Raw genomic sequence first — 12,123 nt, forward strand, 5'->3', positions numbered from 1 at the left:
CGCTGCTGAAGGCGTCTATTCAGGGGTTTCCGCCTGTTCTTCCTGAAAAATATCGTTAAAAAACGCTTGGCCGGCATCGGCGAGTACCAGGTGGCCGCGGGCGTTGTAGTAGGCGATGTGGCGGTCGAAGAGGGCGATTTTAGCCGCTTCGGGCAGCGGGCGGTCGATGTGGCAGGCGGCAAGAATCTGCTGCATTGTCGTATTGCTGCCGATCTGCTCCAGCAGCGCCGGGCTGGCGCCTGCCTCATGCGTGGTCAGCAGATCAAACATATAGCCGGCTTCCAGCACGCCGCGGCCGAGTACCAGCAGTACGCCCTGAATGGGGCGGATGGCGGCGGAGCTGATGGGGTCTTCGCTGTCGTCGCCGGCCAGCGAGCGCACGTAGAAAAACCCAGGCCGCTGTACCAGCTCCATGCCCATGTTGGCGTAGGCCCCGACGTAGTAGCGGTCGCGCTCTTTATACAGCTCCTGAAACAGCGGGTTGGCGACCGGCTCGCCGTCGCGGATGCAGTGCTGATTGATGACGCTGCCGGCGGTCAGCTGGCGAAATGCCTCTTGGCTCAGCCGGCGGTTGACCACGGGGCCCTGTGGGCTGTCGGGTGTGTCGTAGTCGTCATGCATGGGGCGTTTCCTTCGGTGTGGGCAGGGGCGTCAGCGGGTGGTAGGCCAGCTCCAGCTCGCCGTACGCCAGCACGTGGTGGCAAAAGCGCGCCCGGTAGCCAAGCTCGGGGCGGGCCATGACCCAGTCCAGCGCGTCCAGCAGGTCGTAAAGGGTGTAGTCGGCAAGCCGGGCCTGCAAAAAGTCGTGCAGCGCCTGGTGCAGGTCGCCGCAGCCGTGAGGTAGCTGCCAGCCTTGCAGTAATGCCTGTACTTCCTGCTGGCGGCGCTGCCGGGCCAGGTCGGCCTCGTTCAGGCCGGTGTGGGCCGGGTCCACGGTAACGGAGCCTTGCTGATCACGGGCGTCGCGCAGCTCGGCAATGCGGCGGTCGGTGAACTCTTCCAGGTCGGCTCGGTGGTCGATGTCGCGCCAGTCGAGCCCGGGCAGGCGCAGGCGTTTAATGCCGGCAAAGGTGCCGGGCCGCCGAATGGCCGGGTCGTTAAGCGGAATGTATTTGTCCCGCAGGCTGCCGTCGTGCAGGGCTTCGGTGGCCTCGCGCAGCCGGTTGAAGGCGCTTTCGACGGAGTCGTACTGCTGGCGCTGCCGCTGGTTCTGGCGCACGTAGCGCTCCAGCGAGCGGCGCAGGGCGTCAATATCCTTGATGTAGACGTGAATGGCGTTGGCGGCCAGCCGCAGCTCTTCGTCCAGCTCGGGGAGGCCGGCGTCGCGCATCAGATCGGCGATCCGGTAGATGGCGGTAATCGCCGGAATACCCTGTTTGAACGCCGTTTGCGGGTCAAGAAACTTGAGCGCCGGCAGAATATGGCGCTGGTAGATGCGGTTGATGTGCCTGAGCGCTTCGCGGGTTTGCGCGGCGTCTTCCAGGCGCGCGATGTCCTGATAGTCGACGATGCGGCCCAGGCGGTCGCTCTGGGCACCAAGGGTGGCGACGCTCGCCTGAATGTTGGCCAGGGTGTCCTGAGTGCGGCGCCTAAGCAGGCGCAGCTCGTCGCAGAAGTCTTCGTCGTCGAACGTCAGCGGCAGCTGTTCAAAGGCATCGAGGCTCTGGTTCAGGCCGCGGCGCAGGTCTTCCAGCTCGGTTTGGCTGAGCCCCTGCAGCCGGCTGACGTCGAAGTGGCGCAGCATTTCCAGCACGAAGGGGGCGAACATCAGGGTGCCCCGGGCTTGTTCCTTGCGCACAATCAGGCGTTCGTGCTCCAGGTTGTTTTCCGCAAGGGTCTGAAACACGCGCTCGCCTTCACGCTTGCTGACCGCCTGCGCGGCGGCATCGGCGGCCGCGCGAACCTGCCGGCGATACAGCCGCAGGGGGATCTCGGTGGTGCCGTGGTGCTGTTCCATGTGATCGACCAGCGGGGTGAAGTGCTGCCGGTAGTCGATCAGCTGTTTGAGGATATAGGGCGCCTTGACGATCATGACGGCAGCCTCTCGGGCGGCGGCTGACGCCGGCGGAGGCTGCCGGTTGCGCCAAACGATTCGCACAGGCCGTGGTGCACCACGCTGCGCTTGCTGGAGTAGGCGCGTTCGGCGTTGAACAGCCCCAGATGCACGTAGTTTTCCAGCACCTGGATGATGTTGGCGTCGCGGTTGGGGCTGGCCACAAAGAGGCTGTAGCCGTGGCGTTCGGCCATTTCCCGTGCGGTGCGCATGTTGCGCACTTCCAGCGAGCCGAACTCGTCCATCACCAGCGGCATACTCACCCGGGCATCTGGCGCCATCAGCCGTGAGATCAGCACTGACAGCAGGTTGGTAGTAATCATCATGGTGGTGCCGTTGGACTGGGCGTTACCCGTCCAGCCGTCTTCGCCCTGAAGGCGGTAGCGATAAAACACCGAGTGCAGAATCTGGTCCATGCTGAGCACGCTGCCCGTGCGCGCCGCTTCCGGGGAGAAGAAGTCCGCCTGAAAGGCCTGTAGCTGTTCGTAGACGTGCTCATCCTGAAGCTCATTGCCGAGCAGGTCGGCGCGGTCAAGGTCGTCGAGCAGCTGCTGAAAACGCGGGTGAAGCCGGTAGTCAATGCGCACCTCTTCCAGGTTGGAAATACGAAACTGCCCCAGCTCCTTGTTGATGCCGCTCATAAAGGCGCTGACGTAGTCCTTGGCCCGGCGCAGAATCTCCACCTGGGAATGGGTGGTCATGTTGTGCCGCTCGACGTTGTGGCGGTAGTGGGCGCGCAGGGTTTCCAGGTTGCTGTAGCGTTCGCGCAGCTGTTCGTGAAAGCGGCTGACGGCGGCGTCGTCAAAGGCCATGGTCATGTCGGCGCTGGCGTCATCCCCGAGCAGCCGGCGGGCCAGCAGCTGGCGCAGCTGAGTTTCCAGCTGCTGCCACTGGCCGCGCAGCTCGCGCACGTCGTTTTCCAGCGCGGTAACGGCGTCGTCATTGAGCGAACAGGGCGCTGGCTCCAGATGCCGGTGGGCGCGGCCGAAGACGCTGTCGGCATCCCGGCCCAGGGCGTTCAGGCGGCGCTCAAGGTTTTCGAGAATATCGCGCTCGCCCTTGGCGACGTTGTGCCGCTGCTGTGCTGCCTGGCGCGCTTCGTCGGCCTGGGCATGTTCGGTGGCGTTGCGGTTACGCTGCTGGCGGGCTTCCTCCAGCGTTTGGCTGAGCGTGTCGATGTCATCCGTCAGGGTTGTGGCCTGGTCTTCGTTGGCGGCCTTGGCCATAAGAGTCGAGCGTTCGCGGCGGGTGCTCTCTTCTGCTTCAGCGGCGTTCTGGCGGTGCCGGCGGATCTCGTCGGCGGTAAGGGTGGCGGCGCGCATCAGCTCGTCGCGCTGTTTGCTATCGCGGTCGATATGGTGCTGCAGCTGGGCAAGCTCGTGCTCGGCCTGCTGCCGATTGTGTTCGGCATCGTAGGCCTGCCAGACAATGCCGCCAAGGGTGATGTGGTCGGGCGGGTGGCCGAGCACCAGCACGCCGCTATCCGCGTAAAACTGCTCGCTGAAATGGCGGAAGGCGGCGAGCTGTTCCGGGCCTGGGGTGCCGTGAGTGCTGCCCAGCGCCGGGTTGAGGGAGTACAGAACTCCGGCGTCCCGCGCGGGGAGTGCGTCCAGCAGGGTGGGGCTGTGGTTATCCAGCGCGTGGCGCATCTGCTGGGCCTTGCGTTTGTTGCCCTCCAGGCGGCGGTTCACCTCGGCCAGCTGGTGCTGGGCGGCTTCCTTGCTGTCGTAGCTTTTGATTATCTCCTACTGCTGGTCGATGCGTTCCTGCAGCGCGGCCGCCGCTTCGTCCGGCGTCAGGCTGGGGAAGGCGTTAAGCGTGGCGTTGGCAGCGTTGATGTCGTGGCGTAGTTTGTGCGCCTGCTGCTGCAGGCCTTCCAGCCGGGTTTCGTGCTGGGTGACGTTGCGCTCAAGGGTGCTTTTGTCCCGGCGCAGGGTTTCTTCTGCGTTGGCGGCGTCTCGCAGCTCGCCGCCGGCGAGGCGCACGGCTTCGTCCAGGCGATCTTTTTCCCGGGTGACGCTCTGTGCCAGGTCGGCGTAGCGCTGGGCGGCCAGCCTGCGGTGGTCGCGCTCGCTTTGGTAGAGGACGTCAAATGCCTGCCATTCGTCCTGAGCGTTGACCAGGCGCGTAATGCGGTCGCCGTCGGCGCGCAGCTTACGCGCTTCGTCGACGATGTCGCTGATGTCCACGTCCAGCTGTTCCTGCCGGCGGCTTTTCTGGCCCTCCATAATGGTGGCCAGGGTGTCGGGCAGGGTGCGCTGGTCCTGGGCGGCAATATCAAAGGCCAGATGAATCAGCTTGCGCCAGGCTTCGATCTCCCGGGCACCGGCGTCGTTGCGCAGCGGCAACAGGCTAAAGCGGCCGGCGGTGGGGTGGTGGGGCTGGCTGGTGAACAGCCGCTGCTGGATGGTCTTGCGCTCGCTCAGCGGCTCGCCGCCCAGACGGCGCAGCTCGGCCAGGGTGTCTTTCAGCGTCATGGCCTCTACCGGGCCGCCAATGCCGCTGTCGTCGTCGGCTTCCATGTCCCAGAACAGCGGTTCTATCTCGCTGTAGGCGCAGGGCACCACCATACGCGCGTATTCCTGATTATCCGTGGCGCTGCCGCGGTGCAGCGCAATGCAGAAGGTGCCGTGCGGGTTTTCGGCTTCCAGGGTGATAAAGGAGCGATCTTCGGGAAAGTAGTAGCGAAAGCTGGCCAGCGCGTCATAAATCTTGCCGTTGGTGCCGCGGAAGTTGAACTTCTGCTGGCATTTGCGGAAGTTGATTTCGGGCAGCAAAAACAGCTTCAGGGCGTTGAGCATCGAGGTCTTGCCCAGGTTGTTGCTGCCAAACAGGGCGGTGTGCTGGTCAATGCGCACTCGGGTATAGGCGTAGGCGGCGCTGTTAACGAAAATCAGCTGCTTGAAGCGGAAGGTATCAAAACCCAGCGTCATGAAAGCTCTCCTGAGTGGGGTGGCAGGCCTGCGAGATAGGTTTCCTGTTCCAGGCTGCGTCCGCTGCGTCGGATAAGCTCGGCGACCTTGGCCACCGGCGGCGTGCGGCTGATATAGCGGGATAGCTCGCGGCGCTGTGCGGGGCTGACCAGGCGCGGCGCGGCGGCGCGCTGCAGGCGTTCTTCCAGGTTGCTGGGGGCGACGAACTGCAGGGGCGGAAGGCTGCCGCGGCGGAAGAGGGTGTCACACATGCGAATGCCGCCCGGGTCCGGATCAAACAGGCAGCCGATGGCCTGATAGCGCTGCAGGGCCGGGGTGAGCATGTGGTTGGTGACGCTGTTGCCGCTGCCGTAAAGCACGTCGGCCTGCTGCCATTCTGTGCCCAGCCCGCACTCGGGCAGCAGCGCGAGGGTAGCGTCCAGCGCCAGAAAGTTTTCCAGATTCTCCACCAGCAGCGCCCGGGGCGCAGGGGGAACGGGAAAGTGCGGCGTGTCGTCTTCGACCAGAATGACCTGAGGGTGGCGCTGGTCATGACGGCGCATCAGCAGCACGGCGCCGCTGACCCGCGCCCGATGGCTGTTGCCCAGGCGGGCGCCTTCGATGCGCTCCGAGGCGTGGGCTTCCTCCAGCCACGCCACCCAGTCGTCGAGCGTTGTCTGATGGTAGTCGTGAAAGCGTGCTTGCCGCCCGCGCACAAACTCGCGTCGGGCACCGCCCAGCAGCGCCTGCTCGTCCAGGCCCAGCTCGGCCATTCCGCGCTTGAACGCCGCTTCATCGACGCCTTCACCGACCGCCAGCTTGTGCAAATAGCCGAGAAAACGCCGCTTGCCAATTCGGTGTTTTGCGCTCATATCGCCATCCTTGACGCTGAACCAACTCCTGACATTAGCCAATAATCGCGGGCTTGAAAAGCGCCGCGCTGTGGCGGGTCGTGTCGGGTGATAAGTGCCTTCTCATTCATGCGGCGAAGCGCTACGCTCGCTCTCATACCCGGCCAGTCGCAGTGGGGCCGGTGGCCGGCAGCAGAGCCGGGGATACTTGCCGCTAAGCTGAATAATGAACGTGACGCCGAGACCTTGCCTTGAATACCCACAATAGAGCTCGGTAAGGAGCACCGCATGTACTACATAGATGGCCCCGAAGCGCTGCTGTGGGATGAATACAAGTACCGCCATGACCACATCTGGCAAAAGCTGTTTCAGATCACCATCGCCGTGGTGCTGCTGGGGGCGGTGCCGTACCTCAAGCCCGACATTACCCAGGTGCTGCAAAGCTGGATTCTGATCGCGCCGCTGCTGGGCAGTATGCTGGCCTTGATTACCCTGGTGCTGATGCACGTTGAGCTGACGCTGTTTGCCAAGATTGCTGCGGCGCACCGCGCCCACCAGGAAGACGCCGGCATTGTGAAGCACAGCCGGAACAACTATTTTCGCTATCTGGTGCTTACCTACGTCAGTTTTCTGCTGCTGGTGAGCTTCGCCAACGTTGCCGTGGTGCGCCTGCTGTGGCTATGACCTGAACAGAGGCCTGTTCTTCAGATTGGGCACCGGCTGTCGTTGAACGGTGATTCCTGGCGAGGAAACCCGACACGATGGTCGATGAATTGTATGATGACGCCACCGTTGGCCCAGCCCCAGGTGCCACGACCGTATTTTTCTGAAAAAGCGTCGCACGAATTTCCGAGGTAGATAACGGCATCCCCGGACTTCATGACAGCGCCGCTGTCGTTCATTGTCACGTTGTAGTTCCTGCCACTGCCGTCAGTCATGACATGGGCAAAGGCGTCACTGCTGAAAAAGGCCATCAGTAACAGTAGAAAAGTAACAGCGCTTCTGTCTTTTGCTTTTACCAACATATACGGCTGATATAACGAGGCACACCATGTGCGGCCGCTTTGCCCTTTACAGCGATGTTTCCACCCTGGCGCGTTCGCTCGGCATGCCGCTGGCGGAGCCTGAGCTTGCGCCGCGCTATAACGTGCCGCCGGGCACCTGGATCAGATCGGTGCGGCGTGGCGACGATGATGCGCCGTGCCTGGATGCGCTGTGGTGGGGCTACCGTCCGGGGTGGGCTGACGAGAAGGCGCCCCAGCCGATCAACGCCACCGCCGAAAAAGTTGCGACGTCGGCGTACTTTCGCGATGCGTTCGCTCACCGGCGTTGTTTGGTGCCGGCCAACGGCTGGTTCGAGTGGCTGAACGTGGACGGCCGCAAACAGCCGCACTACCTGACCCGAGAGGACGGCGAGCCGCTGTGGATGGCCGGCCTGTGGGCAGAGCGCCCGGACGGCCGTCTTGGCTGCGCGATTATTACCGAGCCGGCACGCGGGGCGGCAGCAGCGGTTCACCCGCGTATGCCGCTGGTGCTCGATCAGCCAAGCCTTGAGCCCTGGCTGGACGCCGAGCTGACCCAGCGCGACGCTATCCGCCGCCGGGTGCGCCACCTCACGCCCGAGGCGCTGATCCACTGGCCGGTGAGCGCTCGCGTCAACAAGCCGGTGGAGGACGACGCCGGGCTGATCGAGCCGGAAGGCTGAGGCCCTGTCGCTACTAGTGGCCCGTATCGCATTTGTTGCGCTTTCTATACGACCTTTCCGCCCAGCACGTTTTTCACATGTTCGAGCGCGACGTCGTGGCCGGGCTGGTTGAAGCTGGCCACGCCTTTTTCGCGCACCACGATATCGAAGCCCTTGTTGTAGGCATTGATCGCCGTGTGGAGGATGCAGATGTCGGTGCATACGCCCACCAGGTGCAGCTCGGTGATGCCGCGCTCGCGCAGCTTGGTTTCCAGCGGGGTGCCGACAAAGGCGCTGTAGCGGGTTTTGTCGAAGTAGTGGATGTGGGGCTTATCGCGGTGCCGGTCGTACACGTCGGCCAGCTTGCCGTAGAGTTCGCGCCCCGGAGTGCCCATGATGTTGTGCGGCGGAAACAGCTTCGATTCCGGGTGGTAGGGGTCGACCTCAAGGTGGGCGTCGATGGCGAAGAAGACGTCGTCGCCGGCTTCGATGAACGCTTCGGTGATCTCGACGATATCGTCTTCCAGCGCCTGGCCCGGTACGCCGCAGGAAAGCTTGCCGTCCGCGGCGACAAAGTCGTGGGTGTAGTCGATGTTGAGCAGCGCTTTCTGGCTCATATCCAATTACCTCCGTGCGGCGCCTTCATCGGCAAATCCTTGCCGGTATCGGCATTGAGCGATCAGGTTCAATACGGCTTTTGTTTCTCTACCATAGCGAAGTCGCTTGCGGGCAGGAAGCTGCGGGGCCAGCCTCTCCATTGGCCGTTAAGCCCAAGGGGTGGCCGTCCGTGGGAAGAAAGACTCGACAGACCTTGAAAACCAGGCCGATAGAAGGAGGCGCCATGCCAACCCCTACGACTATGCAAGCTGCTTTTATTCGTGAAACGGGCGGCGTCGTTCACATCGAGATCGGCGAGCTGCCGGTGCCGCGTCCGGGGCCGACGGACGCGCTGGTGCGCATGGAGGCCAGCGAAGTCAATCACGTGGACCTGTTCGTGCGCTCCGGGGCGTTTCCCACGCCCACGCCGTTTCCCTTTGTGATCGGCCGCGACCTGGTGGGCACCGTGGTTGAGGCAGGGTCTGGGGCAGCGGGTTTTGCGGTTGGCGATAGGGTCTGGTGCAACAGCCTGGGCCACGACGGCCGCCAGGGCGCGTTTGCCGAGTATGCCGTGGTGAGCGCGGAGCGGCTGTATCCGCTACCGCCGAAGGTAGCGCCGCTTGACGCGGCGGCGGTGCTGCACGGGGCGGCCACGGCGCATATCGGCCTGGTGCGCGAAGCCGGGCTTGCCGCCGGGGATACCCTGCTGGCGACGGGCGGCCGGGCGGTGGTCATGGCCGGACTGCAGGGGGCCGCACCGGCGCTGCCGGTGGGGGCGATGTATACTCGGGAAGTGTCCCTGCACGGGTTTGCCATCAGCAATGCCTCGGTCAGCGATCTGGCCCGGGCCGCCGGAACGATCAATCGCCTGCTTGCCGCCGGGCGGCTCAAGGGCCGTATCGGCGCGACCTTCTCGCTTACCGAAGCCGCCGAAGCGCACGACGCCATGGCCGCCGGCAAGGTGCGGGGGCGGGTGGTGGTTCGCTCTCCGTGAAGGCTGCGTGCATAAGCGGTTCAAAAGCAGTGCAAGCCGCCCGCGCGCCTTCAAACGTTGGGGCAGAAGTCGTTATGCTTGTTCAGGCCGCCGAGTGTATACATCGGCAATAGACAATCAGGGGCATTAGCCCGGGAGGTAGGTAATGAGCAAGTCCATCGTTGTCGGATCGACGCTTGCGGTGTTGGGTTTGGGTGGCCTGGCGTTTGGCGCCTGGCAGATTCAGGACCAGCCCACGGGGCCGGAGTACGCCGATATCGTCAACGTGCAGGAGATCACCCGCACCGTCGAAACCCCGCGCGAGGTGTGCGAAGACGTGCAGAAACAGGTGCCCGTGAAGCAGCAGCCGCAGCAGCAGGCCCAAAGCAGCGACCCGAACAAACTGCTCGGCTCGGCGGCCGGCGCGGTTGTCGGCGGCCTGCTGGGTAACCAGGTGGGCGGCGGCACGGGCAAGAAGCTGGCCACTGCAGCCGGTGCCATCGGCGGCGGCTTGGCCGGGCGCGAGGTGCAGGAACGGGTGGAAAACCGCCAGCGCGCCCAGGCCGGCCAGTCCCAGCCGCAGACGCGCACGGTTACCCGCGAAGAATGCCGCACCGTGGTGGATACCCACGAAGAGTCCGAAGGCTACAAGGTCTCCTGGAGCGACGATAGCGGCACCCACACCACGCGGCTGGACGAAAAGCCCGAGGGCGACCAGGTAGAGCTTGAGGAGGGGTCGCCCAACTGGCAGAAGACCCGCGCTGCCCAGCAGGAAGCATAGCGCTTAGCGGCTTACCCCAGCGCCATCACCACCGCCCCATACGTTGCCACGCCGGCTGCCACCGGCCAGCCCAGCGAGCGCACCCGCCGCCACACGGCCAGGGTCACCAGCACGCCAAGCCCCGTGGCCAGCCAAGAGCCGGCATCGGGGTGGCGCGGCACCAGCGACACGCCGAGCACCGCCGCGATCATCAATGGCCCTAGAATGCTGAGCCACTGGGGCAGCGCTTCGGCGTCCTCGGGGTCGCCGCGTTTGCCAAGCCGCCGGCGCATCCACAGCAGCGGCAAGAGCCGCAGCAGCAGGGTACCCAGCGCCGAGGCCAGCACGGCAAGCCAGAGAGCACTACTCATGAAAGCCTCGCGATAGGCTTGGGGCGTGCTTGACCAGGTAGAAGCACAGGGCGCCGCATAGAGCGGCGAAGGGGATGCCCGGGTTGGTCAGCCCCACCGTGGCGCTGGCCAGGGCCACGCCGATGCTGACGCTCAGCGCCAGGCCCCAGCGCGGGGAGGTGAAGCGCGGCGCCACCAGCACGATAAAGAGCGACGGCAGGGCAAAGGGCAGCACCTCGCCGAGCAGCGGCCAGCGCGACATCAGCCAGCCGCCGGAGAAGGCGCCGAGCGCGGTGCCGCCAACCCACCCGGCCCAGGCGAACAGCGAGACCCCGGCGAACCAGCCCAGGCGCCGATCCACCGGCAGCTGGGGCAGGCGCTGATGGGCCAGGGCAAAAACCTGATCGGTAAGGCCGTGGATCAGCCACGGCCAGCCGCGGCTCGCCGTCATCCAGGGGGCCAGGTTGGGCGCATAGACCAGGTGGCGTACGTTGATCAGCAGCGTCATGATGATGACCAGCCACAGCGGCGCGCCGCCGGCGACCATCCCCACGAACAGAAACTGCGAGGCGCCGGCGTAGAATAGCGTCGAGATGACAATCGCCTCCCAGGGGGCGAAGTCCGCCTGAACCGCAATCAGCCCGAACGAGACGGCCACCGGCACGTAGCCGCCCATCAGGGGAAAGGTCTCGCGTATTCCCGTGAGCGCCGGGTGGGACAGGGTAGCTTGCAGGGCCAAGAGGCGTCTCCTTGCTCGGCGTGAAACGTCACGCCAGTTTGCACGAAGCGCCGTGGAAGGACCAACCTTGGGGCTCGGCAGTGAAGGAGGTGGACGGATGAAACGCAAACGTACGACGCCGCTGAGCGATGATCATGTAAGCCCCGGCAGCTGTTCGGCCGAGCTGCGCGCGCAAATACTGGGCGACGCGCCGTATTTCCGGGGATTGCCGGCGCCGGCGCGGGACGCCGTTAATCGTCTGTTCCGCAGCGTCAACTACCCCACCGGCAGAATGATCTACCACGAGGGCGAGCCCGCCGAGACGCTCTTTCTGGTCGCTCACGGCAAGGTCAAGCTGCTTCAGCACAGCGTTTCGGGCGACGAGGTGGTGCTCGACCTGCTGAGCCAGGGCGACCCCTTCGGCGGCCTGACGGTGCTCGGCCGGCGCCGCTACCCCCAGAGCGCGGTAGCCCAGACGGCGTGCTGCGTGCTGCTGATCACGCTGGCGGACTTCCGCGACCTGCTGCACCGCTACCCGGCGGTGGCGCTGAGCGCCTTGGACGGCGTGGCGCGGGATCTCGAAGCGGCCCAGGACACCATCCGTTCCCTTAGCACCCTGCCGGTGGAGGCGCGAATCGCCCAGACGCTGCTCGACCTCGCCGAGCGGCTGGGCGAAGCCGACGAAAGCGGCGTTCTGATCCAGTCGCCGCTGTCCCAGCAGGACCTGGCCGCCATGGTGGCGACCACCGCGGAAACCGTGAGCCGGGTGATTTCCGGCCTGCGGCGCCGGGGGTACGTCGACACCGGCCGCCAGTGGATACGCCTGCGCGACCGCGCCGGGCTCGCTCGCCTGATCGAAGAGGCCGAACCCGGGCGCTGACGCCGCGCTTTTTGCCCTTATTTTGCCAATCGCTGGAGCAACTTGTTCCGGCGCATGTTGTGTTTCCTCCCCGTCGCCCATTCTGTCCCTGACACGCACAGAGACAGGAGACAAGCGATGAAAACCTTACTGCGTAGCGACGACCTGAACTGCCCGTCCTGCATCCCCAAGATCGAGAAAGCGCTGGGCCGGCTCGACGGCGTGACTCACGCCAAGGTGCACTTTGCCACCGGGCGGATCGAGGTCGAGCACGACCCCGAACGGGTCAAGGCCGAGCGCCTGGCATCGGCGGTGCGCGATGTGGGCTACGAGGCGCGCGTCAGCGCATTTTGAATTTGGGAGGCA

General features: G+C 64.9%; 15 protein-coding genes. 6 read left to right on the plus strand and 9 right to left on the minus strand.

The window, feature by feature from the left end:
- Positions 1-15 precede the first annotated feature (15 nt).
- From ACZ46Y_RS04350 to ACZ46Y_RS04370, 5 genes are read right to left on the minus strand one after another with little or no spacing between them, the layout of a single operon-like run.
- Positions 16-621: a condensin complex protein MksE gene (locus ACZ46Y_RS04350; RefSeq protein WP_311957337.1), complete on the minus strand. Its 606-nt coding sequence runs from the start codon at positions 619-621 to the stop codon at positions 16-18.
- Positions 614-2,032 (minus strand): hypothetical protein, encoded by a 1,419-nt coding sequence (locus ACZ46Y_RS04355; RefSeq protein ID WP_311957340.1) that lies wholly within the window; start codon positions 2,030-2,032, stop codon positions 614-616. Before ACZ46Y_RS04355 ends, ACZ46Y_RS04350 begins: the two co-directional genes overlap by 8 nt.
- On the minus strand, positions 2,029-3,744 hold the full coding sequence (locus ACZ46Y_RS04360) for a hypothetical protein (RefSeq protein ID WP_311957341.1): 1,716 nt from the start codon (positions 3,742-3,744) through the stop codon (positions 2,029-2,031). Before ACZ46Y_RS04360 ends, ACZ46Y_RS04355 begins: the two co-directional genes overlap by 4 nt.
- A 54-nt stretch (positions 3,745-3,798) precedes the next feature.
- Positions 3,799-4,986, minus strand: coding sequence for an ATP-binding protein (locus tag ACZ46Y_RS04365; protein WP_311957343.1), 1,188 nt, complete (start codon positions 4,984-4,986; stop codon positions 3,799-3,801).
- A complete protein-coding gene (locus ACZ46Y_RS04370) occupies positions 4,983-5,837 on the minus strand; it encodes a hypothetical protein (RefSeq protein ID WP_311957345.1) in 855 nt (284 codons plus the stop codon). Before ACZ46Y_RS04370 ends, ACZ46Y_RS04365 begins: the two co-directional genes overlap by 4 nt.
- Positions 5,838-6,104: 267 nt before the next feature.
- On the opposite strand from ACZ46Y_RS04370, the gene ACZ46Y_RS04375 reads away from it, so the two are divergent.
- Positions 6,105-6,500 carry a hypothetical protein gene (locus tag ACZ46Y_RS04375; protein WP_311957349.1) on the plus strand — a complete coding sequence of 132 codons (396 nt, stop codon included), beginning with the start codon at positions 6,105-6,107 and terminating at the stop codon, positions 6,498-6,500.
- A gap of 20 nt (positions 6,501-6,520) precedes the next feature.
- Here the strand turns inward: ACZ46Y_RS04375 and ACZ46Y_RS04380 are convergent, their stop codons facing one another.
- Positions 6,521-6,841, minus strand: a complete 321-nt coding sequence (locus ACZ46Y_RS04380; RefSeq protein WP_311957352.1) for a hypothetical protein — start codon at positions 6,839-6,841, stop codon at positions 6,521-6,523.
- Between the two features lie 26 nt (positions 6,842-6,867).
- Here ACZ46Y_RS04380 and ACZ46Y_RS04385 point away from each other — a divergent pair, with 26 nt between their 5' ends.
- Entirely contained in the window at positions 6,868-7,521 is a 654-nt protein-coding gene (locus ACZ46Y_RS04385; protein WP_311957364.1) for an SOS response-associated peptidase, read from the plus strand.
- A 44-nt stretch (positions 7,522-7,565) separates the two neighbouring features.
- Here ACZ46Y_RS04385 and ACZ46Y_RS04390 read toward each other — a convergent pair whose 3' ends face one another.
- Positions 7,566-8,117 (minus strand): cysteine hydrolase family protein, encoded by a 552-nt coding sequence (locus tag ACZ46Y_RS04390; RefSeq protein ID WP_311957365.1) that lies wholly within the window; start codon positions 8,115-8,117, stop codon positions 7,566-7,568.
- A 224-nt stretch (positions 8,118-8,341) separates the two neighbouring features.
- Here ACZ46Y_RS04390 and ACZ46Y_RS04395 point away from each other — a divergent pair, with 224 nt between their 5' ends.
- Positions 8,342-9,091: an alcohol dehydrogenase catalytic domain-containing protein gene (locus ACZ46Y_RS04395; RefSeq protein WP_311957366.1), complete on the plus strand. Its 750-nt coding sequence runs from the start codon at positions 8,342-8,344 to the stop codon at positions 9,089-9,091.
- Positions 9,092-9,236: 145 nt separating this feature from the next.
- A complete protein-coding gene (locus ACZ46Y_RS04400; protein WP_311957368.1) occupies positions 9,237-9,851 on the plus strand; it encodes a glycine zipper 2TM domain-containing protein in 615 nt (204 codons plus the stop codon).
- 11 nt (positions 9,852-9,862) lie between these two features.
- Here the strand turns inward: ACZ46Y_RS04400 and ACZ46Y_RS04405 are convergent, their stop codons facing one another.
- Both ACZ46Y_RS04405 and ACZ46Y_RS04410 read right to left on the minus strand, forming a co-directional pair.
- Positions 9,863-10,201, minus strand: coding sequence for an AzlD domain-containing protein (locus tag ACZ46Y_RS04405; protein WP_311957370.1), 339 nt, complete (start codon positions 10,199-10,201; stop codon positions 9,863-9,865).
- Positions 10,194-10,856 carry an AzlC family ABC transporter permease gene (locus ACZ46Y_RS04410; RefSeq protein WP_376717600.1) on the minus strand — a complete coding sequence of 221 codons (663 nt, stop codon included), beginning with the start codon at positions 10,854-10,856 and terminating at the stop codon, positions 10,194-10,196. Before ACZ46Y_RS04410 ends, ACZ46Y_RS04405 begins: the two co-directional genes overlap by 8 nt.
- 160 nt (positions 10,857-11,016) lie before the next feature.
- Here ACZ46Y_RS04410 and ACZ46Y_RS04415 point away from each other — a divergent pair, with 160 nt between their 5' ends.
- A complete protein-coding gene (locus ACZ46Y_RS04415; protein WP_311957372.1) occupies positions 11,017-11,778 on the plus strand; it encodes a Crp/Fnr family transcriptional regulator in 762 nt (253 codons plus the stop codon).
- A gap of 117 nt (positions 11,779-11,895) precedes the next feature.
- Positions 11,896-12,111 carry a heavy-metal-associated domain-containing protein gene (locus ACZ46Y_RS04420; protein WP_311946210.1) on the plus strand — a complete coding sequence of 72 codons (216 nt, stop codon included), beginning with the start codon at positions 11,896-11,898 and terminating at the stop codon, positions 12,109-12,111.
- Positions 12,112-12,123: the final 12 nt, after the last annotated feature.

This window comes from Halomonas garicola (genome assembly GCF_055382465.1).